At 65.0% G+C, this 26,727-nt stretch carries 23 protein-coding genes; 12 read left to right on the top strand and 11 right to left on the bottom strand.

All coding sequences use genetic code 11. From position 1 onward, the window contains the following. Positions 1-140: 140 nt before the first annotated feature. Positions 141-1,532: a TldD/PmbA family protein gene (locus tag EAV90_RS03405; RefSeq protein ID WP_164936758.1), complete on the bottom strand. Its 1,392-nt coding sequence runs from the start codon at positions 1,530-1,532 to the stop codon at positions 141-143. 263 nt (positions 1,533-1,795) lie between these two features. Between EAV90_RS03405 and EAV90_RS03410 the strand changes: the two genes are divergently transcribed. Beyond that, complete coding sequence (locus EAV90_RS03410; RefSeq protein ID WP_129142597.1) at positions 1,796-2,314, top strand: DUF6101 family protein; 519 nt, start codon at positions 1,796-1,798, stop codon at positions 2,312-2,314. A 7-nt stretch (positions 2,315-2,321) separates the two neighbouring features. Here the strand turns inward: EAV90_RS03410 and ubiA are convergent, their stop codons facing one another. Both ubiA and EAV90_RS03420 read right to left on the bottom strand, forming a co-directional pair. Then, complete coding sequence (gene ubiA, locus EAV90_RS03415) at positions 2,322-3,254, bottom strand: 4-hydroxybenzoate octaprenyltransferase (RefSeq protein ID WP_129142598.1); 933 nt, start codon at positions 3,252-3,254, stop codon at positions 2,322-2,324. Continuing rightward, on the bottom strand, positions 3,251-3,913 hold the full coding sequence (locus EAV90_RS03420; RefSeq protein ID WP_129142599.1) for a hypothetical protein: 663 nt from the start codon (positions 3,911-3,913) through the stop codon (positions 3,251-3,253). The genes ubiA and EAV90_RS03420 overlap by 4 nt, the downstream gene beginning before the upstream one ends. 211 nt (positions 3,914-4,124) lie before the next feature. Between EAV90_RS03420 and EAV90_RS03425 the strand changes: the two genes are divergently transcribed. From EAV90_RS03425 to EAV90_RS03450, 6 genes are all read left to right on the top strand, one after another. Beyond that, positions 4,125-4,880, top strand: a complete 756-nt coding sequence (locus EAV90_RS03425; RefSeq protein WP_122400944.1) for a 16S rRNA (uracil(1498)-N(3))-methyltransferase — start codon at positions 4,125-4,127, stop codon at positions 4,878-4,880. 132 nt (positions 4,881-5,012) lie between these two features. Beyond that, positions 5,013-6,164 carry an ATP phosphoribosyltransferase regulatory subunit gene (locus EAV90_RS03430; protein ID WP_122400943.1) on the top strand — a complete coding sequence of 384 codons (1,152 nt, stop codon included), beginning with the start codon at positions 5,013-5,015 and terminating at the stop codon, positions 6,162-6,164. A 3-nt stretch (positions 6,165-6,167) separates the two neighbouring features. Then, complete coding sequence (gene hisG, locus EAV90_RS03435) at positions 6,168-7,145, top strand: ATP phosphoribosyltransferase (protein WP_129142600.1); 978 nt, start codon at positions 6,168-6,170, stop codon at positions 7,143-7,145. Positions 7,146-7,231: 86 nt separating this feature from the next. Further along, positions 7,232-8,293, top strand: coding sequence for a glycosyltransferase family 2 protein (locus EAV90_RS03440; protein ID WP_129142601.1), 1,062 nt, complete (start codon positions 7,232-7,234; stop codon positions 8,291-8,293). After that, a complete protein-coding gene (locus tag EAV90_RS03445; protein WP_129142602.1) occupies positions 8,290-9,135 on the top strand; it encodes a ChbG/HpnK family deacetylase in 846 nt (281 codons plus the stop codon). Before EAV90_RS03440 ends, EAV90_RS03445 begins: the two co-directional genes overlap by 4 nt. A gap of 127 nt (positions 9,136-9,262) precedes the next feature. Further along, entirely contained in the window at positions 9,263-10,090 is an 828-nt protein-coding gene (locus EAV90_RS03450; protein ID WP_129142603.1) for a DUF2076 domain-containing protein, read from the top strand. A gap of 640 nt (positions 10,091-10,730) precedes the next feature. Here EAV90_RS03450 and EAV90_RS03455 read toward each other — a convergent pair. Next, positions 10,731-11,540 (bottom strand): L,D-transpeptidase, encoded by an 810-nt coding sequence (locus EAV90_RS03455; RefSeq protein ID WP_122400939.1) that lies wholly within the window; start codon positions 11,538-11,540, stop codon positions 10,731-10,733. A gap of 315 nt (positions 11,541-11,855) precedes the next feature. Between EAV90_RS03455 and EAV90_RS03460 the strand changes: the two genes are divergently transcribed. Beyond that, a complete protein-coding gene (locus EAV90_RS03460; RefSeq protein ID WP_164936759.1) occupies positions 11,856-12,641 on the top strand; it encodes a protein phosphatase CheZ in 786 nt (261 codons plus the stop codon). Between the two features lie 158 nt (positions 12,642-12,799). Here the strand turns inward: EAV90_RS03460 and EAV90_RS03465 are convergent, their stop codons facing one another. Then, the gene (locus EAV90_RS03465; protein WP_162500113.1) at positions 12,800-13,321 is read right to left on the bottom strand and encodes a hypothetical protein; all 522 of its coding nucleotides are present in this window, start codon (positions 13,319-13,321) and stop codon (positions 12,800-12,802) included. A 315-nt stretch (positions 13,322-13,636) separates the two neighbouring features. Here EAV90_RS03465 and EAV90_RS03470 point away from each other — a divergent pair, with 315 nt between their 5' ends. From EAV90_RS03470 to EAV90_RS03480, 3 genes are all read left to right on the top strand, one after another. Next, positions 13,637-13,933, top strand: coding sequence for a co-chaperone GroES (locus tag EAV90_RS03470; protein ID WP_025033779.1), 297 nt, complete (start codon positions 13,637-13,639; stop codon positions 13,931-13,933). A gap of 209 nt (positions 13,934-14,142) precedes the next feature. After that, a complete protein-coding gene (gene groL, locus EAV90_RS03475) occupies positions 14,143-15,774 on the top strand; it encodes a chaperonin GroEL (protein ID WP_122400936.1) in 1,632 nt (543 codons plus the stop codon). A gap of 201 nt (positions 15,775-15,975) precedes the next feature. Next, positions 15,976-17,187 (top strand): hypothetical protein, encoded by a 1,212-nt coding sequence (locus EAV90_RS03480; RefSeq protein ID WP_129142605.1) that lies wholly within the window; start codon positions 15,976-15,978, stop codon positions 17,185-17,187. A 362-nt stretch (positions 17,188-17,549) separates the two neighbouring features. Here EAV90_RS03480 and EAV90_RS03485 read toward each other — a convergent pair whose 3' ends face one another. Both EAV90_RS03485 and EAV90_RS03490 read right to left on the bottom strand, forming a co-directional pair. Continuing rightward, positions 17,550-17,948 carry an META domain-containing protein gene (locus EAV90_RS03485; RefSeq protein WP_129142606.1) on the bottom strand — a complete coding sequence of 133 codons (399 nt, stop codon included), beginning with the start codon at positions 17,946-17,948 and terminating at the stop codon, positions 17,550-17,552. A gap of 132 nt (positions 17,949-18,080) precedes the next feature. Continuing rightward, positions 18,081-19,745: an L-lactate permease gene (locus tag EAV90_RS03490; RefSeq protein ID WP_129142607.1), complete on the bottom strand. Its 1,665-nt coding sequence runs from the start codon at positions 19,743-19,745 to the stop codon at positions 18,081-18,083. 292 nt (positions 19,746-20,037) lie between these two features. On the opposite strand from EAV90_RS03490, the gene EAV90_RS03495 reads away from it, so the two are divergent. Continuing rightward, positions 20,038-21,798 carry an ABC transporter ATP-binding protein/permease gene (locus EAV90_RS03495; RefSeq protein WP_129142608.1) on the top strand — a complete coding sequence of 587 codons (1,761 nt, stop codon included), beginning with the start codon at positions 20,038-20,040 and terminating at the stop codon, positions 21,796-21,798. A gap of 387 nt (positions 21,799-22,185) precedes the next feature. Here EAV90_RS03495 and EAV90_RS03500 read toward each other — a convergent pair whose 3' ends face one another. From EAV90_RS03500 to EAV90_RS03515, 4 genes are all read right to left on the bottom strand, one after another. Then, a complete protein-coding gene (locus tag EAV90_RS03500; protein ID WP_122406381.1) occupies positions 22,186-23,196 on the bottom strand; it encodes a TorF family putative porin in 1,011 nt (336 codons plus the stop codon). Between the two features lie 401 nt (positions 23,197-23,597). Further along, positions 23,598-23,957 carry a histone gene (locus EAV90_RS03505; protein ID WP_129142609.1) on the bottom strand — a complete coding sequence of 120 codons (360 nt, stop codon included), beginning with the start codon at positions 23,955-23,957 and terminating at the stop codon, positions 23,598-23,600. Positions 23,958-24,041: 84 nt separating this feature from the next. After that, positions 24,042-25,364: a glycolate oxidase subunit GlcF gene (gene glcF / locus EAV90_RS03510; RefSeq protein ID WP_129142610.1), complete on the bottom strand. Its 1,323-nt coding sequence runs from the start codon at positions 25,362-25,364 to the stop codon at positions 24,042-24,044. Next, a complete protein-coding gene (locus tag EAV90_RS03515; protein ID WP_129142611.1) occupies positions 25,365-26,600 on the bottom strand; it encodes an FAD-binding protein in 1,236 nt (411 codons plus the stop codon). It lies immediately after the preceding gene. Positions 26,601-26,727 lie beyond the last annotated feature (127 nt).

Genomic DNA, 26,727 nt, shown 5'->3' on the forward strand with positions numbered 1-26,727 from the left:
CTCTCCCCATCGGGCAGAGGTCGATTTGCGCAGCAAATCGGGTGAGAGGGCGCAGGTCCCGCGAGAGAGCGGTCCCCTCACCCGCGCCTTCGGCGCGACCTCTCCCCATGGGAGAGGTGAGCCAAGCAGCGTCTGCTCGGTCAGCGTCCGCCAAGCGTCAAACCCTCGATGCGCACCGTCGGCGCATTGATGCCGTAGCGGAACTCGAGATTGTTCGCCGGCTGCATCGACTTGAAGATCTCGAACAGATGCCCGGCGATCGTCACTTCGCTGACGGGATAGGTGATCTCGCCGTTCTCGATCCAGAAGCCGGAGGCGCCCCGGCTGTAATCACCGGTGACGCCGTTGACGCCGGAGCCGATCAGATCGGTGACGTAAAAGCCCTGCTTGATGTCGGCGATCAGCTCGGCGGGCGTTGGCGTGCCGGGCTCGAGATGCAGGTTGTACGGCCCCGGCGAGGGCGAAGAGGAAACGCCGCGATGGGCGTGGCCGGTCGTGGTGAGGCCGAGCTCGCGTGCGGTGGCGCAGTCGAGCAGCCAGGTCGTCAGCACGCCCTCGTCGACCAGCGCGAGTCTTTGCACCGCGACGCCTTCGGCGTCGAACGTCTGCGAGCGCAGGCCGCGCTTGCGCAGCGGATCGTCGACGATGCGGATGTTCTTGGCGAAGAGCTGCTGGCCGAGCTTGTCCTTGAGGAAGCTGGTCTTGCGCGCGATCGAGGCGCCGTTTATGGCGCCGACGAGATGGCCGACCAGGGAGCCGGCGACGCGCGGATCGAACACCACCGGCACCTTGCAGGTCTCGACCTTGCGCGGATTGTAGCGCGCCACGGTGCGCTCGCCGGCGGAACGGCCGACGGTTTCCGGCGACAACAGATCGGCGCCGTGTGGCGCCGAGGTGAAGTCGTAGTCGCGCTCCATGCTGGTGCCTTCGCCCGATATGGCGGTCGCGGAGATGCCCTGGCTGGAACGGAGGTAGGAGCCGTGGAAACCGGTCGAGGTGACGAGCACCATGCCGCCGATGCCGGCAGACGCCGAAGCGCCGCCGGACTTGCTCACGCCCTTCACGCCGAGCGCGGCAGCTTCGGCCGCGAGCGCGCGGCGCTCGAGCTCGGCCGTCGTGGGCACATCGGGATCGAGCAGGTCGAGATCGGGGAAGTCGCGCGCGAGCAACGCAGGATCGGCCAGGCCGACATATTTGTCGTCGGGCGCGACACGCGCCATCGCCACCGCGCGTTCGGCGAGCTTGGTGACGGCATCGCCGCTGACATCGTTGGTCGAGACCACCGCCTGGCGCCGGCCGACCAGCACGCGCAGGCCGACATCGTCGCCCTCGGACCGCTCGGATTCCTCGACACGACCGTCGCGCACCTCGACACCCTGCGAGACGCCGCGCACCGCGACCGCGTCGGCCGCATCCGCGCCGGCGCGCCTGGCCGCCTCGACCAGCCGCTGCGCGAGATCGGAGAGCGCGGACTGATCGAACAAATCGCGATTGGCTGAAGTCGAAAGCGTCGAGCTTGGTGAAGAGTTCACGAACGAAATCCTATTGGGGCGGGGTTCGGGACCGGAACCCACAGATGTGCCCTGATAGCGCGGACTTCAAGCATTTTCAGCCCGCAAAAGCTCAAATTCGCAGCTCTCGCGCAACGTCTCGTCAATCATGCGCGCCAAGGTCTTGTCAATCATGAGGAGCAAGTGACGGTGGGTTAACCAGCCTTTTTAAGCGGTTTCGGACAGGCGCGCGCTAAGGTCTTCGCATCGACCGGGAACATAATCCCGGCGGGGAGAACGAAGCCGTGAGGCGTCAAACAGCAACATGCGGGGCCAACCCCGCCGGGTCGAGCCGCTCCTTGCGGCTCGACCCTCTTTCCCTTCCGGTCCGCTTCGATGCGCATGATCCGCGCGCCGACGGACATGTCAGGCAGATCGAGCTTCATCGCGAGCGCGTCGTGCTGCGCCGTGCCGTCCGCGGCATGCAGATGGCGATCAACGTCCGCGTTGCCGACTTCACCGGCGTCGCGTTGCGCGGCAAGGACGAAGCGCAGACGCTCGTCCTCGTGCATCGCGATCCCTCGCTATCCATTCCGCTGCTGGTCGGCGCCGATGCCGACGAGATCGCGCAAGCCTGGACAATCTGGAGCGAGATCTTCGCGCTGCCGCAGCTCGACGAGGGTGCCCGCAAGCCCGCGCCGCGCCGCCGCCGCGCCAACGCGATTCGCACCCGCCGCCCGAAGTTCTTGATGCGGCGCCGCACCGGCATGGCGCGCGAGCTGCCCGTTCATCGGGACGAGCGCGAGATTATTGCGCGGAACTAAGCGGCGACTACGCTGCCTTCACCGCCGCGTCCGCGAGCAATCCCGCAAACAGCAGCAAGCCGGCATCGCGGTTCGACTTGAACAGGCGCAGGCAGAGTTCAGGATCGTCAATCCTGAGGCGCACGATCTGTGACGCCAGATGCGCGGTGAAGGCGATCAGCCCGAGCCAGGCCGGCCAGCGCGCATCGCCGGACGCCAGTGCAATGCCGATCAGCATCACCGCGAGCCCGTAGAAAAGGACCAGCGCCTGGCGCGTATGCGTGCCGAACAGGCGCGCGGTCGACTTGATGCCGATCAGAGCGTCGTCCTCGGCGTCCTGATGCGCGTAGATCGTGTCATAGCCGATCACCCACGTAATCGCGCCGGCATAGAGCACGAGCGCGGTGACGTCGATGCGTCCGAAGGTGACGGCAAATCCCATCAAGGCGCCCCAGGAGAAGGCAAGCCCGAGCACGGTCTGCGGCCACCAGGTGATGCGCTTCATGAAGGGATAGATCGCGACGATCACGAGCGAGGCGATGCCGGTCGCAATCGCGAAGCGGTTGAATTGCAGGAGCACCACGAGACCGATCAGCGCCTGTGCAACCATGAAGACCAGCGCCTGCTTCGTGGTCACCTGCCCCGACGGCAGCGGCCGCGAGCGCGTGCGCTCGACCTTGTCGTCGAGATCGCGGTCGGTGATGTCGTTCCAGGTGCAGCCCGCACCGCGCATGACGAAAGCGCCGATGAAAAACAGGACGATGGTGAGCGGCAGACCGCGGATATCGTGCGCCATGCCGGCGGCGAGCGCCGCCGACCACCAACATGGCATCAAGAGAAGCCAGGAGCCGATCGGACGGTCGAAGCGGGACAGGCGCAAATAGGGTCGCGCCCAGAGCGGCGCGAGCGTATCGACCCAGTTGCCCGTGGAATCGGCAACGCGGGCGGATGAGTCGCTCATCGGGTCAGGACGTTGCCGTTGAGCGTATCGAAGGTGCTGCCACCCTTCTTGCCGGCATTGGCCTCAGGCGCCGAGCCCGAACCCAGCACCTCGCTCAGCGAGGGACCTGCCGGACCGCGCGGCTGGTTCTGCATCTGCTGCGCAACGTTGCAGACCTTCGTCGCCATCGCCTCGGTGTTCTTGTGGCCGTCCTTCATTTGCGCGCCGACCTGCGGCGGGATTCCGCATTTGGCGGCGTGGGTCTCGATGTACTTGATCATCTTGGTCTCAGCCTGGCTGAAATTGCGGATCAGCTTACAGGCTTCGTCCGGCGGTGCATGACGGTCGCTCGCCGCCTTGATCAGCTTGCCGCGCTTCTCGGCCTCTTCGCGCAGCGGAATGAAGGCCTTCATGCAGTCCTCGCCGGGACCGGCTTGCGTCGGCGGAGCGGCGCTGAAAGCGCCACCGCCGCCGATCGGCGCGGCGCCGTTCACGGGAAAGGACGATTGCGGCGCCGTGCCGACGGAAGCGACGGGCGCCGAGCCGTTCACGGGCGGAAACGCCGAACTGCTCGCGGCCTGGTTCGGCAGCGGTGCCGGGAAGGCGCTTTGCGCATAGGCGCCCGCGGCACCCATGGCGACCATGGCGGCAGTGATCGGAACCATCAGATGACGGATCATCAAGGCAGTCTCTCCGGCAGGAGCTTACGGGGTTCGGCGTCTTCCCAATCGAAGCGCAACCAGCGTGTTCGCGTTTTTACGATTCCCGCCGGCCCTTAACAACCCATCGAATAGGGCAAGAGCGCGGCGCGGAGACGCACCAATTCGGCGATATTTACCCCCAAAAGTACTGGTTTCGGTTAAGAACGGCGGCAAATCGGACCCTTGAACGATGCCCTCTCACGATTTTCGCGCCCCTCGCCTGTTCGTTGACGCCCCCCTCGCCCAGGACGCCAGGGTGCCGCTCGACCGCGACCAGAGCAATTATCTGGGCAACGTGCTGCGGCTGGCCGCCGGGGCCGAGGTCCTGGCCTTCAACGGTCGCGATGGCGAGTGGCAGGCCGCCATCGAAGGCCGCAAGCGGCCGGATGCCCTCGTCATCCTCCAGCAGACGCGGCCCCAGGACCGACTACCCGACCTCACTTACGTGTTCGCCCCGCTCAAGCATGCCCGGCTGGATTACATGGTGCAGAAGGCCATCGAAATGGGCGCCTCCGCCCTGCAGCCGGTCCTGACCCGGTTCACCCAGGCCTCGCGGGTCAACACCGAGCGGATGCGCGCCAATGTCGTCGAGGCGGCCGAGCAATGCGGCATCCTCAGCATCGCCGCAGTTGCCGAGCCGATGCCGCTGGAGCGCTTTTTGAGCCAGCGCGTCGCGGGCCGGTTGCTGATCTTCTGCGACGAGGCGGCGGAGGTCCAAGACCCCGCTCGGAGCCTGCAAAACGCCCGCGGCGAGGCCGCTCAAGGTATCGACGTGCTGATCGGCCCCGAAGGCGGCTTCGCCGAGGAGGAGCGTACGCTGCTGCTGCGGCAGCCCAGGACCCTGCGGCTGGCGCTCGGCCCGCGGATCATGCGGGCCGATACGGCTGCTGTGGCGGCCCTGGCGCTGGTCCAGACGGTGCTGGGTGATTGGGGCAAGCCCACCTGATCCCGGCTTTGCCCGACCATTAAGCGATTGATCCTTTGGAGGTCGAAACCGCTGTCGGGCCATGCTAAGGGCTGCGCCAATTCCCGTCTCTCCCTTGGCTACCCGGTTCCACCGGGACGATGGACCCCTGTGATGACCGCGACTGCCACCTCAAATGCTGCCGGCTCCGCCGCCTGGGCGGATACGCTGCTCTTGTCGTTCGCGCAGGCCGGCTATGTCAGGGCCGAGCCCGCGATCCTGCAACCGGCCGAGCCGTTCCTGGACCTCTCCGGCGAGGACATCCGCAAGAGCCTGTACCTCACCACCGACCTGTCCGGCGATGAGCTCTGCCTGCGCCCGGACCTGACCATTCCGGTGGCACGCGACTATCTGGCCTCGGGGCGCGCCGGCCAGCCGGCCGGATTCAGCTATCTCGGTCCGGTCTTCCGCTACCGCAGCGGTCAGGCCAGCGAGTTCCTTCAGGCCGGCATCGAATCATTTGGCCGTCAGGACCGCGCCGCGGCCGATGCCGAGATGCTGTCACTGGCGCTGGAGGCGACCGCCGCTTTCGGCGTCCGCGATGTCGAGATCCGCACCGGCGACGTCGCGCTGTTCAATGCTCTGCTGGACGCCCTCAACCTCTATCCGGTCTGGCGCCGCCGCCTGGTGAAGGATTTCAACCGCAAGATCAGCCTGGAGAAGGATCTGGAGCGATTGGCAGCCGCAGCCACCGCGACGCGCAGCGAATATGAGGGCGTGCTGGCCGCTCTCGCCGGCTCCGACCGCAAGGCGGCGCTCGCCTTCGTCACTGATCTGATGTCGATCGCCGGCACCACCCATGTCGGCGGGCGCACCACGGCCGAGATCGCCGACCGCTTCCTCGAGCAATCGACGCTGAAGGGCGGCGCGCTGCCGCGCGAGGCGATCACCGTGCTCAAGCGCTTCCTGTCGATATCAGGCAATCCCGACGATGCCATCGCCGAGCTGCGCGCGCTCACGCTTGATGCAAAGCTCGATCTCGCCTCGGCGATCGATCAATTCGAGAGCCGGGTCGGCTTCATGGCCGCGCGCGGCATCGACGTGAAGCAGACGCGCTTCTCGACCGCATTCGGACGCGGGCTCGATTATTACACCGGATTCGAATTCGAGCTGCATCACAGGGGCAACGGCGCCGAGCCGCTGGTTGCCGGTGGCCGCTATGACAGGCTGATGACCCAGCTCGGCTCGGCCGCGCCGATTCCCGCCGTCGGTTTCTCGGTCTGGGTGGATGCGCTGAACCGGATCGGCCGCAAGGTGGGAGCTTAAGACATGAGCGCGCCGTTCGTTCTGGCCGTTCCCTCCAAGGGCCGCCTGCAGGAAAACACTGAAGCCTTCTTCGCCCGCGCCGGGCTCAAGCTGTCGAAGGCCGGCGGCGCCCGCGATTATCGCGGCACCATCGCAGGGCTGGACAATGTCGAGATTGCCTATCTCTCGGCGAGCGAGATCGCCTCGCAGCTGTCGCGCGGCTTTGCGCATCTCGGCGTCACCGGCGAAGACCTGGTGCGCGAGACCATCGCCGATGCCGACAAGCGCGTGTCGCTGATCGAAGGGCTCGGCTTCGGCTATGCCGATGTCGTCGTCGCGGTGCCGCAGGCCTGGATCGACGTCCGCACCATGGCCGACCTCGACGACGTCACCACCGGCTTCCGCGAGCAGCATCACATGCGGATGCGGGTGGCAACCAAGTTCGTCAACCTCACGCGTGCCTTCTTCCAGAGTCAGGGCATCACCGATTATCGCATCGTCGAAAGCGCGGGCGCGACCGAAGGCGCGCCGGCCGCTGGCAGCGCCGAGCTGATCGTCGACATCACCACGACCGGCGCGACGCTCGCCGCCAACGGCCTGCGGGTGCTCGATGACGGCGTGATCCTGCGCAGCCAGGCCAATCTGGTGGCATCCAAAGAGGCCGACTGGTCGCCGCAAGCGCGAGAGACGGCGCGTGTCATCCTCGATCACATCGCAGCGCGGGCCCGGGCCAACAAGTACCGCGAGGTCCGCACCCGCTTCCGGCAATGCGACGCCGCCCTGCTCAGCGAGGCTCACAGCCGATACGGAGTCGAGGCCCCGTTCGGCGGTCCGACTTCGTCAGGCATGCTGACGCTGCACTGCCCGCCCGGGCAGCTCTATGCGCTGGCGAGCTACCTGCGCGAGCACGGCGCCGAGACCGTCTCGGTGGTCTCGCTCGACTACGTGTTCGACCGGGAGAACCCGCTATTCGCCAGGCTCGAGGCGTTCCTGGGGCGGTGAGCCTCGGGTCCGTTCAGCGTAGCGACAGCAAACGGCAGTTACCATATGCGGTTGAGAAGACCTAAACGCCTCTGGAACCTTGATCGATGACGCTGGGCTCTGACGTTTCCGGCATGACGACCACCGCAGCTAGCGCCGCAGCGAAGGGGCTGTCGATCGTCATTCCCGTCTACAACGAGGCGGCCGGCCTCGCCGCCCTGCATCAGCGCATCTGCGATCTCGCCAAGACCTTGCGGCAGCGGTATCGCCTGGCCTGCGAGGTCGTCTATGTCGATGACGGCAGCGCGGATGCGACGCTGCCGATCGCCCGGTCGCTGCCGGCCGACGCAATCGACGTCCAGGTGGTGTCCTTGTCGCGCAATTTCGGCAAGGAGGCCGCGCTGATGGCGGGCCTCGACCATGCCCGGCTCGGCGCCGTCATGTTCATGGATGGCGACGGCCAGCATCCGCCGGCGCTCGTCGAAGAGCTGGTGCGGCACTGGATCGATGACGGCTATGACGTCGTCTACACTGCCAAGGCGCATCGCGACAACGAGCCCTTCTTGCGCCGGATCGCCGTGCACGGCTTCTACGCGCTGATCAATTGGGGCGCCCGCCAGAAGATCCCGGAGGACGCCGGCGACTTCCGTCTGCTGTCGCCGCGCGCGGTCGCCGCACTCAGGCAGCTGCCCGAGCGCAACCGCTTCTTCAAGGGCCTCGCCAGCTGGATCGGCTTCCGCCAGATCCGTGTCGACTACGAGCCTGCGGCGCGCGCCCATGGCATCACCTCCTTCAACGCCGTAAGCCTGCTCGGCCTCTCGATCGAGGGCCTGACCTCGTTCTCGGTGGCGCCGCTGCGCTTCGCCAGCCTGCTCGGCGTTATTCTCGCCGGAGGTGCCTTCCTCTTCGGCCTGTCGATCCTCTGGGAGGTATTCACGACCGGCAAGCAGGTCCCCGGCTATCCCTCGCTCGTGGTGGGCCTGATGACGATCGGCGGCGTGCAGCTCATCATGATCGGCATCGTCGGCGAATATATCGGAAAAATCCTGTCCGAGCTGAAGGCGCGTCCGATCTACTTCGTCGCCGAGCACAGCGCGAAGCATTTCGAGGCCGGCAAGGCCCAGGACGATTCAAGCCAGGACGCCGCGAGCAGGACGGCAGCCGAATGAGCACCGCCGCGAGCCCGCGGCGAATCTGGCTCTGCGCCGACGATTACGGCATCAGCCCGGGCGTCAACCGCGCCATCCGCGACCTGATCGAACGCGGCCGCCTCAACGCCACTTCGGTGATGATGGTGGGTCCGGCGATCGCGCGCGGCGAAGTCGAGGCGCTGCAGGCTTGTGCAAAGCAGAGCCCGCGCTGCGCGATCGGATTGCATGTGACGCTGTCGGCGCCGTTCCGGCCGCTCACCATGCACTTCCGCCCGCTCGACGGCGACATGTTCATGCCGTTTCCAAAACTGCTGCGCGCGGGACTTTTGCGGCGGCTCGACCGTGAATTCATCCGCAACGAGGTGAAGGCGCAACTGGCCGCCTTCATGGAAGCGTTCGGACGCGCTCCTGATTTTGTCGACGGCCACCAGCATGTGCAGCTCTATCCGCAGGTGCGCGACGGCTTCGTCGATGCAGTCGCTGAGGCTGCGCCAAACGCCTGGGTGCGCCAGGGCGGCCGCGAGCTGCCGCTGGCGCAGCGGCTCGCCTCACCGAAAGCCATGGTGCTCGATATCCTCAGCGCGCAATTCCGCCGCCGTGCCGCCAGTGCCGGACTGAGCTTCAATCCCGCCTTCGCCGGCGCCTATGATTTCACGCGCGCGGCCGATTTCGGCGCGCTGATGCGGCAATTCCTGGAAGGTCTCCCCGATGGCGGCCTCGTGATGTGCCATCCCGGCTTCGTCGATGAGGTCCTCGCCGGACTCGATCCCATGACCGACGTGCGTGAACGCGAGCACGCGTATCTGAAGAGCGACGCCTTCGCGCGCCTGCTGGCGGACAGCAACGTGACATTGGGATGAAACGGGCGAAAAGCGGGACCAGGCGACAGCTTGTCGCCTACGGAAATTTAATCCGGCCGGCACTGTTGGGGCCATAATGGAACCCTACATCTCCTGCGCGCTTGGTTCTGCGCAGAGGAGACAGATCATGACGCCGCAGGAACGCCAGCTCGTCGACGAGCTTTTTGACCGGCTTTCTAAACTGGAGAATGCACCGCGCGATCCCGACGCGACCGCGGCAATTTCCGACGGTCTGCGCAAGGCGCCCGGCGCGGTCTACGCGCTGGTGCAGACCGTGTTGGTGCAGGACGAAGCACTCAAGCGCGCCAATGCCCGCATTCAGGAGTTGGAGGCAGGACACGGGCCCGAGCAGGCGCAGTCTGGCGGCTTCCTGGATACCATGCGCGAGACGCTGTTCGGATCGAGCCCGTCGCGCGGCTCGGTTCCGAACGTGCCGCCGCGCGATTCGCGGCCGGTCTGGAACAGCGGACAGGCGATGCAGCAGACGCAGCCAGGTTACGGCGCGCCGCCCTACGGGCAGGCCTATGGCCAGGGTCCGGGTCAGGGCTATGGCGCTCCGCCGGTCGGTGGTGGCGGCTCGTTCCTCGGCACGGCCGCAGCGGCCGCGGCCGGCGTCGTCGGCGGCTCCCTCCTGCTCTCGAGCATCCGCGGCATGATGGGCGGTCCGCACCAGCAGGCTTTCGGCGACACCACGATCATCGAGGAGCGCGGTGGCGGCGGCGCAGGTGGAAGCCCCTGGGGCGGTAGCGATCAGTCCGGCGGCTCGCTGGCACGCGATGCGGGCCTGAACGACATCGGCTCCAACCGGGACAGCCGCCAGGGCTTCTTCGACCAGGCGGCGAACGACCGCGACAACAACGACCAGAATTACGACGACGATCGCGACGACAATTTCAACACGGCTGACGACAGCGATTTCGACAGCGGCGATGACGGCGGCAGCGATTACGCGTGAGCATTTGCGCTGCAGATGCAAACCGGCCGCCTCCAGGCGGCCGGTTTCTTTTGAGGCTGAGTTGAAGTGCCTTCTGCGCCAGCGCGCGCAGAGAAGCCGTTCGATATAAATAATATGACTAATGCACACCGTTGCTGGATAGCACCGAGCAGAACGTCAGCAGCGCGCATGACTTCACCATAGAAGTTGAAAATCGCGCTTCTGACGCGTGCAGCCGTAGACTCCCGGATTTCCAAATACGGACATGGGTGTTCAACTGGAAGAACACGTTGCTTCCGCCACACGTCGTGGCTGCCTCTCTTGGCTATAGTCGGGGGTCTTGAACATGAGTCCACTTCAGCAGCGCATTGCAACCTTGAGCGACGTGACAACCCATCTCATCACCGAATTGTACGAGTTGGAGGGACTGCACGAACGCCTCCGGAAGGCGGAGCTGTCGGTGCGGCGGCTAAGCCGCTTCGCTCGCGCACCGCGTTCGGCTTCATCAACTTGTCGTCGCCGTCTCGGGTCGAGGGGACACCGTCAGCAGACATAGACTAACCAAGCAGGCGCTCGGCGGCGGCACGCACCCCCTTCGATGCCGCGCATCCCGAGCCGGCGCGGCATGCGGAGTTGATCGCCCCATCGAGCGCATGACGCTTCACATCACCACGACCTTGGTGCCGACGTTGACGCGGCCGTAGAGATCGATGACATCCTCGTTGCGCATGCGGATGCAACCGGAGGAGACGTTGGTGCCGATGGTCCAGGGCTCGTTGGAGCCGTGAATGCGGTAGAGGGTCGAGCCGAGATACATCGCGCGAGCGCCGAGCGGATTTTCTGGACCGCCTTCCATGTGCCGCGGCAAATCGGGCCGGCGCGCGAGCATCTCGGCCGGCGGCGTCCAGTCCGGCCATTCGCGTTTGGCCGTGATCGACTTCACGCCGGACCAGGTGAAGCCGGGACGGCCTACACCGATACCGTAGCGCAACGCGCGGCCGTTGCCCTCGACGAGATAGAGGAACTTGTTCGGCGTATCGACCACGATCGTGCCCGGACTTTCCTTGCCGCTATAGTCGACGAGTTGCTTCTCGAATTTCGGATCGAATGGACGCTGCCGCGGATCGACCGCGTCCTGCTGGAGCGCGCTTTGCTGAATTGCGCCTTGCATCTGCGGCTCGCCCATCGGCGGCAGGCGGCGCTGCTCGTAGTAAGCCGGCTGCTGCTGATACATCGGCTGCTGCGGCGCATAGGCCGGACCGCGGCCGGGACCGTCGCCGAACAGAAACTCGATGAAGCCGCCACCCAGATTCGAATTCGACGCGACGCGCACCGGCGCCGGCGGCACCTGCGGCGCGTAGAGCACCGCGGGCGGATCGTTCGGCACGGTATTGTCGAAGGCGCCGGCGTCCGCGCCGGCAACGAAGGTGCAAGCGCCGCCGAGCAGCGCAACAGACATTTTCTTGAACATCGACGTACTCTGTACTGTTTCGTCTAGATCACATGCGTCGTGGCGAGCCGGTGGCTGATCCGCGCTCCTCGACGTGGTCAATAAAAAGCAAAAGCCGCTTTGTTTGGTAAACGTATCGGGCGTTTGGATTCACCACGTCGCGAGCGGCGGCGCAATTTCGCGATCAGCGTTTATTTTCGATGAACGCAGCGCGGCCATGGTTAATCGCTTCTTTGCGCAGCGTCGCGCGCGGCCGATCGGCAGTTCCGCCTGTGAACTTCGTGTTAAATCGGTTCTGCCTACAAAGACGCGTGAGTGAGGTGGGGGAGTAACCTGATGGCTGTTCACCGCAAGCGTTTTCGCGTCGAGGATATCATCAGCGGCGAGATGCCGATTCTGGACGACACCGAAGAGGCAATCCCGATGCATAGCGAGATCATGGCCGAGCTGCGCGCGATCCGCGCCCAGATGGCGAAGGGCGTCGTCGCGGCCCCGCTGTCCGGCAGCGCTGCCATGGCGGCGATCGATGCTTCCACGGCGCACGAGCTTGCCGAAGCCCGCACCATGCTCGAGACCTACCGGGCGCAGATCGAGCAGTGCGAGAAGCTGAAGGTCGAGCTCGACCTCATCCACGACGCCATCGATCGTACCAAGCGCGAGATCGCGACGCTGCACGGCAAGAGCTTCGACGGCGGCGAAATGGCCAAGGTCAATGGCGAGCTCGGCGCGGTGGTCGGCGGCACCGAGCAGGCGACCCAGCAAATCCTCGAAGCCGCGGAATCGATCGACCAGGCCGCCAGCGCAATGTCCAAGGTGGACTCGGCCGATCAGCAGAAGCGCCTCGCCGACGATATCCAGGAGCGCGTCATCTCGATCTTCGAGGCCTGCAACTTCCAGGACCTGACCGGCCAGCGCATCAGCAAGGTCATGACCACGATGAAGTTCATCGAGCAGCACATCAATGCGATGATGGACATCTGGGGTGGCGTCGACGCGATCAAGGCCCATGTGCCGGCGCAGGTCGACAACCGCAGCGACGACGAGAAGCTCCTCAATGGTCCGAAGCTCGCCGGCGACGTCGGCCACGCCTCGCAAGACGACATCGACGCGCTGTTTGATTGAGCGGACGCGCATACGGACAAAGCAAAACGCCGGCCCAGGGCCGGCGTTTTTGTTTGCCGTCATTGCGAGCGAAGCGAAGCAATCCAGACTGTCACCCTGGAAAGACTCTCGATTGCTTCGCTACGCTCGCAATGACGAGTGGTTGGGCCGGAGCCCTATCACGCCCTTGGCGCGCAGCGGACGTAGACCATGTTGCCGTAGCGCGTGGCGGCGTCCTTGTCGATGAAGCGGGTGATCAGGACGCGGCCGTCGAAGGAGACGATCTCGCGGTCCTGCTCGCCGGGGGTCGGACCGGCCGGTCCGATGTAGTTCTTGCCGCTCGGCGAGCCCTTCAGCCGCAGTTCCTGCGGCGTCGCCTGGTCGGCCAGATGCATGATCACGCCGCCGGATGAACCGGCGCCGATCACGTAGGGATTCTTGCACTGGGCTCTCGCCGCAGCCTCGGTGCGAGCGCGGTCGGCCGGGTTCTGGAACGAGGCGAGACCCCAGCGACCGACGATCTCGTCGGCGCGGATGGTGGCCGGCATTTCCGGAGCTGTGCCGGGCTCGGCTTCGGGCGGCGGCGAGGACGACGAGAAGGATGGCAGGCTCATGCCGCCGCCGCAGGCGCCCAGCAACAGCGCCAGACAAGAGGCGGCCGCCAGATTGGCAACCGTGCGCGTGTGAGCCGAACAGATCATGGCATTCCCCCGAACAAGACCATGGCCGCACCCCTCCCGCAGCCAAGCGCAAAATCGCTGCCGGAGCAATGACGTCCTTCTATACGCCGGCGCTCCGAACGAGTTTCCAATGCCACCATCCTATATCCGCCTCAACAACCGCTTAACCACCTTTGCTTGACAGGATCGCAGCCAAGCCATATTTCCGGGCCCACTATTAGCACTCGGAAAGCCCGATTGCTAAGCGCGCCGTTCGATCCTCGAGGAGAGGGTGGACGGAAGCGCCGCCCCACCGACTTCCACTACTTCCGAAGCGAGCCTCCAAAGGGAAACGTCATGGCTAAATCCAAATTTCGTCCGCTGCATGACCGTGTCGTGGTCAAACGTATCGACGCCGAGGAAAAGACCAAGGGCGGCATCATCATTCCCGACACCGCCAAGGAAAAGCCGTCGCAGGGCGAGGTCGTCGCCGTCGGCCCCGGCGGCCGCGACGAGACCGGCAAGCTGATTCCGATCGACCTCAAGGTCGGCGACCGCGTGCTGTTCGGCAAGTGGTCGGGCACCGAGGTCAAGATCGACAATGAAGAGCTCCTGATCATGAAGGAGTCGGACATCATGGGCGTGCTGGCCTAAGGCCACCCGCCTGAACGGCCACTGAATGCTCCGCTGTCATGCCCGGGCTCGACCCGGGCATCCATCCTTCCTCACAAGATGATGGATTGCCGGGCCTACGCCACGCCGAAGCGGCTTCGGCCGCGCAGGCGGGTCAAGCCCGGCAATGACGAAGACAGCGCCGCACGCACGAAACAAGACACATCACGAAACAAGAGGGACTGCAGACCATGGCTGCCAAAGACGTCAAGTTTTCCGGAGACGCGCGCGAACGCATGCTGCGCGGCGTCGACGTTCTCGCCAACGCCGTCAAGGTGACGCTCGGTCCGAAGGGCCGCAACGTCGTCATCGAGAAGAGCTTCGGCGCGCCCCGCATCACCAAGGACGGCGTCACCGTCGCCAAGGAGATCGAGCTCGAGGACAAGTTCGAGAACATGGGCGCCCAGATGGTGCGTGAGGTCGCCTCCAAGACCAACGACCTCGCCGGCGACGGCACCACCACCGCGACCGTGCTGGCCCAGGCCATCGTGCGCGAAGGCGCCAAGGCGGTTGCCGCCGGCATGAACCCGATGGACCTCAAGCGCGGCATCGACACCGCGGTTGCCGCGGTCGTCAAGGATATCGAAAAGCGCGCCAAACCGGTCGCCGCCTCCTCCGAGGTCGCCCAGGTCGGCACCATCTCGGCCAACGGCGATGCCGCCATCGGCAAGATGATCGCCCAGGCGATGCAGAAGGTCGGCAACGAGGGCGTCATCACCGTCGAGGAGAACAAGTCGCTCGACACCGAGGTCGACATCGTCGAGGGCATGAAGTTCGACCGCGGCTATCTCAGCCCCTACTTCGTCACCAATGCCGAGAAGATGACCGCCGAGCTCGAGGACGCCTACATCCTCCTGCACGAGAAGAAGCTCTCGGGCCTGCAGGCCATGCTGCCGGTGCTCGAAGCCGTGGTGCAGTCGGGCAAGCCGCTCGTCATCATCGCCGAGGACGTCGAGGGCGAGGCGCTGGCCACCCTGGTCGTCAACCGGCTCCGTGGCGGCCTCAAGGTCGCCGCCGTCAAGGCGCCGGGTTTCGGTGACCGCCGCAAGGCCATGCTGGAGGACATCGCGATCCTCACCGGCGGCCAGCTCATCTCCGAGGAGCTCGGCATCAAGCTCGAGAACGTCACGGTGAAGATGCTGGGACGCGCGGGCAAGGTGGTGATCGACAAGGAGAACACCACGATCGTCAAGGGCGCCGGCAAGAAGCCGGAGATCGAGGCCCGCGTCGGCCAGATCAAGGCTCAGATCGAGGAGACCACCTCGGACTACGACCGCGAGAAGCTCCAGGAGCGCCTCGCCAAGCTCGCCGGCGGCGTCGCGGTGATCCGCGTCGGCGGCGCCACCGAGATCGAGGTCAAGGAGAAGAAGGACCGCGTCGAGGACGCGCTCAACGCCACCCGCGCCGCGGTGCAGGAAGGCATCGTCCCAGGCGGCGGCGTCGCGCTGCTCCGCGCCAAGAAGGCGGTCGGCCGTCTCACCAACGCCAATGACGACGTCCAGGCCGGCATCAACATCGTGCTGAAGGCACTGGAGGCCCCGATCCGCCAGATCTCCGAGAACGCGGGCGTGGAAGGCTCGATCGTCGTCGGCAAGATCCTGGAGAACAAGTCCGAGACCTTCGGCTTCGACGCCCAGAACGAGGACTATGTCGACATGGTCGAGAAGGGCATCATCGATCCGGCCAAGGTGGTGCGCACCGCGCTGCAGGACGCCTCCTCCGTGGCCGGCCTGCTGGTCACCACCGAAGCCATGGTCGCCGAGCTGCCGAAGAAGGAAGCTCCGCCCGCCATGCCCCCCGGCGGCGGCATGGGCGGCTTCTAAGCCTCCATCCCAATGAAAGTGTTGCGAAGGCCGCCTCCAGGCGGCCTTCTTTTTTGCCGACCCTGCCTCCTCGCTTTCCGATTCAACCAGCGGCCAAAACCCACTACGGTGGCGCGCCGATTCTGATCGTTTGGGCATGATCCTCTCGGAAAACCGCTTCACACTTTTCCGGATCATGCCCGTTGCCCGAGGATCTCATCAATGCGTGCGCTTCTGGTTTGTTCGACAGCCGTTTTGGCGGCCCTGCTCACCGTTTCGCCGCATCCGGCCTCCGCCCAGATGAAGCTGTCGCCGAAGTCGACAGTGCCGGGCGGAACCGAGACGCGCTATTTCACCTCGATCGACGGGCTGATGGACGGCAATGCCGACGTGATCCTGAAGGAGACACGGCAGGGCAAGACGGTCACCGCGGCGGTGCTCGACGTCTGTTACCCGGTCGCGAAAAACTCCGAGCGCAAGGACCGGTTCGTCGTCAATCTCCAGGTCGCCGGCCAGACGCTGACGGGAACGACGCAGAGCCTCGGCGAGAAGTCGCCGGTCAGCGTCAAGCTGACGCGCAAACAGTCCGGCGACACGTTCGAATTCCGCGGCCAGATCGCGATCGGTCAGGCGGTGACCGAGGTCACCTCGCCCGACAATTCCGATCTCAGCGAAAGAGAATTCCTGGACAGTCAGACCTCCGACGACGGCATCACGCCGCAGCCGAAGGATTTCACCGACGTCTCGCCGGAAGCGATCGCAGTCAAGGTCAAGCTCGACGCTGCGACCGACTTCCTGAAGAGCCTGAAGGGCCAGGAGGTCGAGGTGACGCTGGCGAGCCTCAATGTCGGCTGCGATGCGCTGCGCGCGGGCGAGCAGACCATCAACATGTCGGTCGATCCCGAGCGCGCGGGCGCGCTGCTGTCGAAATTCAAGGCGATGCCCGGCGTCACGGCCGCTGGCTGGACTGCGGGCATGACCGAGATGGACCGCACCATCCGCTTCCCCGCGGCCGACTGGCGCGAGGGCGACAAGATCAACAAGGGCAAGCTTGCGACCGCGGTGGCGAACGTGCTGAGCAGGACACTCGCGGCAAAGCCGGTGTCGCAAAACTTCAATCCGGCCACCGGCAAGCTTAAGCTGGTGTTCAAGCGGCCGAACCAGGATTTTCCGGCGCTCGAGCTCACCGACACGATCGAGGTCGCAGGGCTCGTATCGCCCGACAAGCCGGGCGCCACCGACAAGCTCATGCTCTGGATCGGCAGCCCCGCAACCACCACCGCCGACGAGAGCAGCGGTGCCAAGCTCAATTTGTCCGAGGACGCGAGCCCGGACGAAGAAGGCGATCTGCCCGACGACAACGGCTCGATCGAGGCGCTTGCCCAGGAGCTGAAGGGCCAGCGCTGGGATGCCGACAAGTCGGTGTGGAAGTAGGCCGAGCTACCGTGCCCCGGACGCAGCGCGACAGCGCTTCAGAGCCGCCCCCCCAAGAGGCTGCACGCGAAGTCGGGGATGAATTCCTGGGTCCCGGCCCTGCGTCGCATCGCCTAAAGCGCGATGAGATTTGGATGAATCGTCATCGCGCTTTAGCTTGTTGTTTACGCATGATCTTTCCGGAAAACCGCTTCGCACTTTTCCGGATCATGCTTTAGGCGATGCGCCTTGTCCGGGACATGAGAGTGCCGCGAGCGAGACCTAAACCGCGATGGGATCAGGATGAATCACCATCGCGCTTCAGGTTATTGTTTGAGCATGATCTTTTCGGAAAACCGCTGCACACTTTTCCGGATCATGCTTTAATTCCCGTTGACGCGAAAGCGCAGCGGCTTGGGACCTGTGAGCATGAGGACGTCACCCTGGCGCTTCCAGGTCTCGACGCTGCCGAGTGCGGCGACGAGCTCGTCATCGGCCTGCGCCTTTGCAGGCGGACAGGAACGGTCCTGGATCTGGGTGGGGACGAAGATCACGGTGTTGCCGGCAACCGAGAACTGGCCCTTGCCGCCCTTGCACCAGAGCTCCAGCACGACCTCCCCATTGTCGCCGATCTCGATGTTCGGAATCCGTTTCGAGCCTGCCTGCGGCAACGCCTCCAGCGTCATCTCGGTGCCGAAGGGAAACCCCTCCTCGGCACGCGCGAGCGTGGACATCGCGAGCATTGCAACCACAGCGCACACCAATCGCAGAAGCGAAACCATGAGACCTCTCGAGCGACCTGATTTGCGGCACCTTCTATAGGACAGCCGTGCCGTTGAGAAGGTTCGCGGCCGACGCAAACATCCCCGCGGGGATGAACCTCGCGGGGATTTGTCGAAGCGCGACGCTGACGGCTACTTCAGGACCAGCGCCGTGAACGGCCAGACATAGGCCTGCAGCGTCACGAGCACGCCGACCAAGCAGGCCAGCACGATCGAGTGCCAGAACACGAAGCGCAGAATCGAGCCCTCGTGGCCGTACCACCGCGTCGCGGTGGAGGCGACCACGATCGACTGCGCGTCGATCATCTTGCCCATCACGCCGCCGGAGGAGTTCGCCGCCGCCATCAGCACCGGCGACAGGCCGATCTGCTCGGAGGTGATCTTCTGCAAATTGCCGAACAGGATGTTCGAGGCGGTATCGGATCCCGTCAGCGCCACGCCCAACCAACCGAGCAGCGTGCCGAAGAAGGGATAGAGCACACCGGTCGCCGCGAAGGCGAGACCGAGCGTCGCGTCGACACCCGAGAGGCGGGTGAGCGTGCCGATCGCGAGCATCGCCGAAATGGTGATCAGCGAGATCGCGCACAGCCGGATCGTGCGGCCGTACTCGACCAGCAGGCGTCCCGGCCCAACCCCCATCAGCAAGCCGGAGATGATCGCCGCGATCAGCATGCCGGTGCCGGTGAACGAGAGATAGGTGAACGCGAACACCGCGCCCTCCGGCGTCGGCTTGGCGGCCACAGGCGGCATCTTGTTGATCATCTGGTGCAGATCGGGAACGGGGTAGTTCCAGGTGAAGACCGAGTTCGCCCAGGTCTTGAATGCGCCGTTGCCCCAGATCAGCATCACGATACAGACGATGATCCAGGGCAAAAGCGCGCTCCACAGCTCGGACTGGGTCAGCGGCGTCTTGTCCAACGGCGTTGTCTTTTCCATCTGCGCGGCCGATTCGTCGTGGCCGCGCAGCTCCGGCGACAACCAGAGCTGCCGCGGCTGCCACACTTTCAGGAACAGGATGAGCGCGCCCATCGAGATCAGCGACGCCCCGATGTCGACGATCCAGGGATTGACGTAGTTCGAAATCACATACTGGGGAATCGCGAATGACACGCCGGTGACGAGAATCGCCGGCCAGACATCCTTCATGCCCCGCCAGCCCGCGAACGCCCAGACCACCCAGAACGGCACGATCAGCGAGAAGAACGGCAATTGCCGGCCGACCATCGCGCCCAGGATGTAGGGATCGAGCCCGGTGACGGAAGCAAGTCCCTGGATTGGCGTGCCCAGCGCGCCATAGGCGACCGGCGCCGTGTTGGCGATCAGCGACAGGCCGGAGGCTGCGAGCGGCGAGAAGCCCAGCCCGATCAGCACCGCGCCAGTGATCGCGACCGGCGTGCCGAAGCCCGAGGCGCCTTCAAAGAAGGCGCCGAACGAGAACGCGACCAGCAAGAGCTGTAGGCGCCGGTCCTCGGTGACACCGCCGATGGCGCGCTTGAGCAATTCAAAGCGCCCGGTGCTCACCGTGACCTGGTAGAGGAAGATGACGTTGAGGACGATCCAGCCGATGGGAAAGAAGCCGGTGACGATGCCGAGCGCCGAGGCGCGGATCGACATGCCCGCCGGCATGGTGAAGATCAAGATCGCGATCAGGTTGGTGATGATCACGGCGATCACGGCCGCGATGTGCGCTTTCACGCGCCCGCTCGCGATCATGACCAGGAGCGAGACGACCGGAACGGCTGCCGCGACGGTCGACAGTGCCGCATTGTTCAGCGGATTGTAGATTTGATTCCACATGGCTTCCTCCCCCACGCCTGTTTGCGGCAGGCGGCCCGCGTGGAGAGCCGGTCCTGCTTGACGCTGGAAGCGATAACCCCCGAGTTGGACGCGAATTCCTCGCGAATGAAGCGGTTCCCGTCCGCTCACAAGCTCGCGAAGTCCGAATGCCCCCGCCCCGCGCCGTCAACGTCCATGCTAGGGTCGCCGGCCGGGACAACGCAAATTGCACAACTTGCGACTTTAGTCTAAGCGCGCTTGTTTCTGCCGTTGCTACAGGCAGTTGCGCATACCCCCGAGGAGACCCCGCTCTGTGAAGAACATCAGCGCCACGCTCGCGATCGTCTGGCGAATCGCAGCCCCCTATTTCCGATCCGAGGACAAATGGGCCGGCCGCGGCCTGCTCGCCGCCGTGGTCGCGATGGAGCTGGCGCTGGTCGCGATCGACGTGCTGGTGAACCAATGGCAGAACCGGTTCTACAGCGCGCTCCAGACCAGCGACTGGGACAACTTCGTGCGGGAGATCTGGATCTTCATCGCGCTCGCGTTCACCTATATCGCGCTGGCCGTCTACAAGCTTTACCTGAACCAGTGGCTCCAGATTCGCTGGCGGCAATGGCTCACTCGGCATTATCTCGGTGAATGGCTCGGGGGCGCCACGCATTACCGCATGCAGCTCAAGGGCGATGCGGCCGACAACCCGGACCAGCGCATCACCGAGGACGTCAAGAACTTCGTCGAGCAGACCCTGACCATCGGGCTCGGCCTGCTCTCGTCGATCGTGACGCTGTTCTCCTTCGTGATCATCCTTTGGGGCCTTTCCAACGCCGCGCCGCTGCGCCTGTTCGGCACCGATCTCATGATCCCAGGCTATCTGTGCTGGGGCGCATTGATCTACGCGATCTTCGGCACCGCGCTGACGCACTGGATCGGCGCACCGCTGGTCAACCTCAATTTCGAGCAGCAACGTTACGAAGCCGACTTCCGCTTCAACCTGGTCCGCGTCCGCGAGAATTCCGAGCAGATCGCGCTGCTCAGGGGAGAAGGCGCCGAACGCGCCCGCCTGCTCGATCGCTTCGGTTTCGTGATCGCCAACTGGTACGGCATCATGAGCCGGACCAAACGCCTCACCGCGTTCACGGCCAGCTACCAGCAGGCCGCAGTGATCTTTCCCTACGTGCTGGTGGCGCCGGCCTTCTTCGCCAAGAAGATCCAGCTCGGCGACATGATGCAGACCGCATCCGCCTTCTCCAGCGTCCAGGGCGCATTGTCGTTCTTCGTCACGGCCTACCGGTCGCTGGCGGAGTGGCGCTCGATCGTTGCGCGCCTCGATGGCTTCGAGATGTCGGTCGAATCGGCGGCGAATTTGCCGGCACGTGAGCCTGCCATCGCCCTGGAGGTCGCCGGCGGCCGTCATATCGACCTCGAGCAGCTCTGCGTTAACCTGCCCAACGGCACGCCGCTGGTGGCCGCCAAGGCCTTCACGATTCAGTCCCCGGAGCGCGTGTTGGTGACCGGACCGTCGGGCTCCGGCAAGTCCACGCTGTTCCGGGCCATCGCCGGCATTTGGCCGTTCGGTACCGGCACGGTTGTCATTCCGGCGAAGGCAAAACTGATGATGCTACCGCAACGGCCCTATTTTCCGGTCGGCGTGCTGCGCGATGCCGTTGTCTATCCGGCAGCGCCCGGCGCGTTCAGCGCGGCGCAAGTGCACGACGCGCTGATCGCGGTCGGGCTGCCTGACCTCGCCGGACGGCTCGACGAGGACGGTCACTGGAACCGGATGCTGTCGCTCGGCGAGCAGCAGCGCCTGGGGCTTGCGCGCGCACTGCTGCATGCGCCGGACTATCTGTTCCTGGACGAGGCGACTGCCTCGCTGGATGAGCCGTCGGAGGCCCGGCTGTACCGGCTCCTGGCGGAGAAGCTGCCGCAGGCCACCATCGTCTCGATCGGCCACCGCTCGACGCTCGACGCCTTCCACACGCGGAAGGTGGCCTTGGTGAAGGACGGTGCGATCCACGTTGTCGGCAGGGGCCGTGAACCGGTCGAGGCGGAGCCGACCGTCGCGCCCTGAGGCGCAAAGGGACGTGGCGCCCCTCGGTCAGCGCCACCGAAGGTCCAGCTGCCTCCTCTCGTGTCCCGGACAGGCCGCAAGGCCCTTCAGCGTTGCGGCGCAGCGCCGGCACCCAGATGTCGTACTCCAGTCGCACTCCAGAAGGATGGGCCCCGGCTCTGCAGCACCGCTGAAGCAGCGCTGCGTCCGGGCCAGGAGAACGAGACGCGGTTCACATCCACAAATCCACACTGCAAACGCAATCCGGAGTGCGAGGCGTCAGCGTCGATCTTCAGCCCCACACGTCGCGCTCTCGCGCAGCGGTCGAGCATCCCTCTCACCAGCCCCAAAAGCAAAAGGGCGGCAGATCGCTCTGCCGCCCTCCTCAAGTCGTCTCGGTCAGAAGACTTACTTCAGATTGCTCATCGCCGTCAGGTCGAATGAGAGCTTGGCGACGCCGGCCGCGCTGCACCAGTTGGAGCCGAAGCCGCCCGGGTTGATCGGGGTGAAGCTGCCGTCGAACTTCGCGGTGTAGTCGCTGGTGAAGGCGTTGCAATCGCCCTTCTTCAGGTCGGTGTCGTAGTAGCGCAGATCGAGCGTGAACACCTTGTAGGTGAAGCCGACGCCGACGTTCCAGGTGTTGTAGCTCGGCTCCTTGATGCCGTTCGCGTACACCGGATCGCCCGCGATGCCGTAGAAGATGTCGGAGGTGCCGAGCCACTGCCGGCCGAACTCACCCGACACGTACATGCCGACGCCGCTGGCACCGAAGATCGTGCTCGGCGCGGTCCACTTGGCGGTGATCGAAGCGTAGTTGCCCCAGGCACCAAGGTTGAGGAAGTTTGGCGAGTAGTACTCGTTAAAGCCGACCGTCCACTGGTCGTTGATGTTGATGTTCAGCTTGGCATAGGCCTCGAAGAAGCTCGCGTCCTTCTTGGCGAAATTGCCGTTGATCGGAAGGCCGATAGCGCCCTGAGAGTAATCGATGTCGGTGCCGCAATTGCCCTGGGCGAGGGTGCCCTGCGAGCCGAAGCAGCTTCCGCCAGGATAGAGATAGCCCCACACACCGAAGTCGAAGGCGAACATGCCGAAGGTCGGGCGGATACCGCCGTAGATGTCGACTTCGGCCGCGGCGCGGTTCGGGAACGAGATGCTCTCCGCGGACGCACCGATGTAGAGCTGCAGGTCTTTGTTGACGTTGTAGCGCGGCTCGAAATAGGCCGTGACCGACGGATTATGGTTGGACTGCGTAACGCCGCGGAAGATGTAATCGCTCATGATGCCGGCGCCGAAGGCGATATCCCAGGGATCGAAGGCAGGCGGCGGCGGGGCTTTCAGCGCCTTCACGGGCAAGTCTGCCGCGAAAGCCGAACCCGTTACCATTGCCAGCGCCGTGGCCAACAAAGTCACTTTTTTCATTTCGATCCCCATCGCCAGTTCTTAGACCCCAGTCGGATCCCGGAAGCCCCCGGGGCGCTCGACCTGATTGCAAATTTCATCGCTGCGGCAATTTGGATTGGGGGACAGGAACCGTGAAGCAAAAAGCGCGGGCATCTGCCGACTTTTTAGGCGTTTTGACGATTCCACGAAAGGTTGTCAGCATGTGTGGCTTCTAGATCACATGATTTGCAGTCCGAGGTGCACAGAAGACCCGGGAAAGTCCGGGGATTCTCGGACAGCGTGATACCCAGGCCACGAATCAACCTGGCGCCGGGAGCGGTGCGACCAAACGCTGCCAGCGACGATGCAAAAGGACCGCAGCACATAGCGCCGCGGCCCTTCTGTTGCAGATTTCCAAGGGGCGACGAGAGCCCGAGGCCCTACCTCTGTCCCTCGGCCGACGCCGATTCCGCAGAAGACGAAGGCATCGCCCAGCTTGTCTCGGCGGCGGGCTCGGGAGCCGGAGCCTCTGCCGGTGCTGACGGCTTCGGAGCAGGCGCTGCCTTCGCCTTCTTCGGTGCCGCTTTCCTCGCGGCCTTCTTGGGAGCGGCTTTCTTGGCCGACTTTGCCGCAGCCTTCTTGGCGGCCTTCTTCGGGGCTGCCTTCTTGGCAGATTTCTTTGCAGCTTTCTTCGCAGTCTTTTTGGCAGACTTCTTGGCTGTCTTCTTCGCGGCCTTCTTCGCCGCTACAGCCTTTTTGGCCTTTTTGGCCTTCTTGCTTTTCTTCTTCGCTTTCGCCATCGTGGTCCTCCTGTTGCCGCCGAACAATGGTCGATCGGGCCCCGTTGCGCCGTCACCTCCGGACGAAAGCTCAGCCTTTGAAGCTCAAGCTTGCGTGTTCAGTGCCGGCCGCGATCCGCCCGTAGCCCAATCGAGAAGCTCAATCGTGTGTACGACCGGAACTGACGTGCCACTGGCAATCTGCACCATGCAGCCGATATTGCCCGCGGCAATCATGTCCGGCTTGACGCTCGCGATGTTGGCGACCTTGCGATCGCGCAACCGACCCGCAAGCTCGGGCTGGAGAATGTTGTAGGTCCCCGCCGAGCCGCAACACAAATGGCTCTCGGGTACATCTTTCACCACGAATCCATTCTTGGAAAGCAATTCTTTCGGAAGGTCTGTGATTTTCTGCCCGTGCTGCAGCGAACACGCGGAGTGATAGGCGACGACGATGTTGTCCTGTCTCGCAGTCGTCGCGAGTCCGAGGCCGGCGACGTATTCGGTGATGTCCTTGGCGAGCGCCGACACCTTCGCCGCATCAGCCGCGAACGCGGTGTCCTCGCGCAGGAGATAGCCATAGTCCTTGATGACGGTGCCGCAGCCGGAGGCCGTCACCAGGATGGCGTCCAGCCCCTCGCCGGCTGCCTCCGCGCTCCACGCCGCGACGTTGGCGCGCGCTCGCGCCAGCGCATCCTCATCATTGCCGAGGTGATGGGTCAGCGCCCCGCAGCACTGCTCGTCCCGGACCAGGACGACCTCGATGCCATGGCGGGTGAGGAGGCTGATGGCGGCCTGGTTGATGCGCGGCGCCAGCACCTGCTGGGCGCAGCCCTGCAGCAGCGCCACACGTCCGCGCTTCTTGCCGAGCGGGGCGAATACGCTGCCCGCGGCAGGCCCCGCGGGCGGCAGCCGGTTCGGAGCCAGCGCCAGCATCGCCTTGATACGTGGGATCAATCCGGCCGTCGCTGAAGGCCGGGGCGTCGGCAGCAAGACGCTGAGCGGACGGGCCAGCCGCGCCAGCCACATGCTGATGCGGAAGCGCTGCGGGTCCGGCAGGACCAAGGCCAGCATCTTGCGCAACAGCCGCTCGGCCAGCGGCCGCCGATAGCGCTGCTCGATCCGGACCCGGGCCTGGTCGACGAGATGCATGTAGTTCACGCCGGAGGGGCAGGTCGTCATGCAGGCAAGGCACGACAGGCAACGGTCGATATGCTTGACCACCTCGGCGGTCGGGGCCTGATCCTTCTCCAGCATCTCCTTGATCAGGTAGATGCGGCCACGCGGGCTGTCGAGCTCGTCGCCGAGCAGCACATAGGTCGGACAGGTTGCGGTGCAGAAGCCGCAATGGACGCAGGCGCGCAGGATCTTGTCGGCTTCCGCGATGTCGGGGTCGGCGAGCTGCGCGAGTGAGAATTCGGTCTTCATTCAGCCAGCGCTCCGCGTGAGCCGCCCCCGGTTGAGAATGGTCTTCGGATCGAAGCTGGCGCGCACCCGCTCGCTCAGCGCGGCAATGCCCGGCGCCTGTGGGTGGAACACATCGACATCGCGCCTGACCTGCTCGGCGGCCCGGATCAGCGTGGCATGTCCCCCAACCGCATTCGCGCGCGCACGGACGACCGGTGCATGCGCGTCCGGCTTCGGCGGCAATGCCGCCCAGATCAGGCCGCCGCCCCAATCGTAGATCAAATCGCCGCCCGTCTGGCGCGCCAATTCGATCCCGAGTGCCGCGCCCGAGGCCGGCGGACAGACGATCCGCCACACCGGCCAGGCGCCGAGCGCACCGCCGGCCGCGAAGGGCAGCACATCGCGGATCGCGCCCCACAGCGCGGCAGATGCCGCATCCTCGATCAGCGTCGCGATTCCAAACGGCGCCAGCAATTCGCGCAGCGAGCCGGCGCGGTGCGCGGCAGATGCGGTGATGCCCTCGAGCCGCAGCACGGTCAGCGCCTCGCCCTGGCCCACGATGTCGCCCAGCCCCTCGGTCTCGGCCCGGAGTGCCGATTTCGGCAGATGCGCGGCACCGGAGACGTCGAAGGGTGAGCCAAGGGCCGCAGTCATGGCCTTGTTGGCGGCGGCATCCTCTAACCCGCGCAGCAACAGCGTCCGCTCCGCCTCCGGCTTCGGCATCACCTTGAGCGTGACCTCGGTCATCACCGACAGCGTGCCCCACGACCCCGCGAGGAGCTTGCAGAGATCGTAGCCGGTGACGTTCTTCACCACCTTGCCGCCGGTCTTGAAGCTGTCGCCGAAGCCGGAGACGGCATGCGCCCCGAGCAGATGATCACGCGCCCCGCCCGCCCTGATCCGCCTTGGACCGGCGAGCCCGGCCGCGATCATGCCGCCGATGGTGCCTGACACCGGCGTGCCGAGCAGCGGCGCCGTGTTCATCGGCTCGAAGGCGAATTGCTGGTTCTTGGCATCGATCAGCGACAGCACGTCGGCAAGCGGCGCCCCGGCCTGGAGCGTGACGATCAGCTCGTTCGGCTCGTAGGAGGTGACGGCATTGAGCGCGGAGACGTCGAGCACGGCGTTGGTCGCCATGGCGTGGCCAATGCTGCGCTTGCTGCCATGACCGATGATCTCGAGCGGCTGCTCATTGGCAATCGCCGCGCGCACCACCTCTTCGACGTCTTTGGCGTCTCTGACCCTGAGCGTATCCACGGGAAGAGGCGGTAGCGAAATTCGCGCGGAAAATCAATTCGACGCATGAAGGGCACCGCCTCGGAGCATCGCGGCCGGAGCGCGGAGGAGCTTGCGGCGCAAGCGTCCCGAAGGATGAAGGCCGAGC

This window comes from Bradyrhizobium vignae (assembly GCF_004114425.1).
GTDB classification, from domain to species: Bacteria; Pseudomonadota; Alphaproteobacteria; order Rhizobiales; family Xanthobacteraceae; genus Bradyrhizobium; species Bradyrhizobium vignae.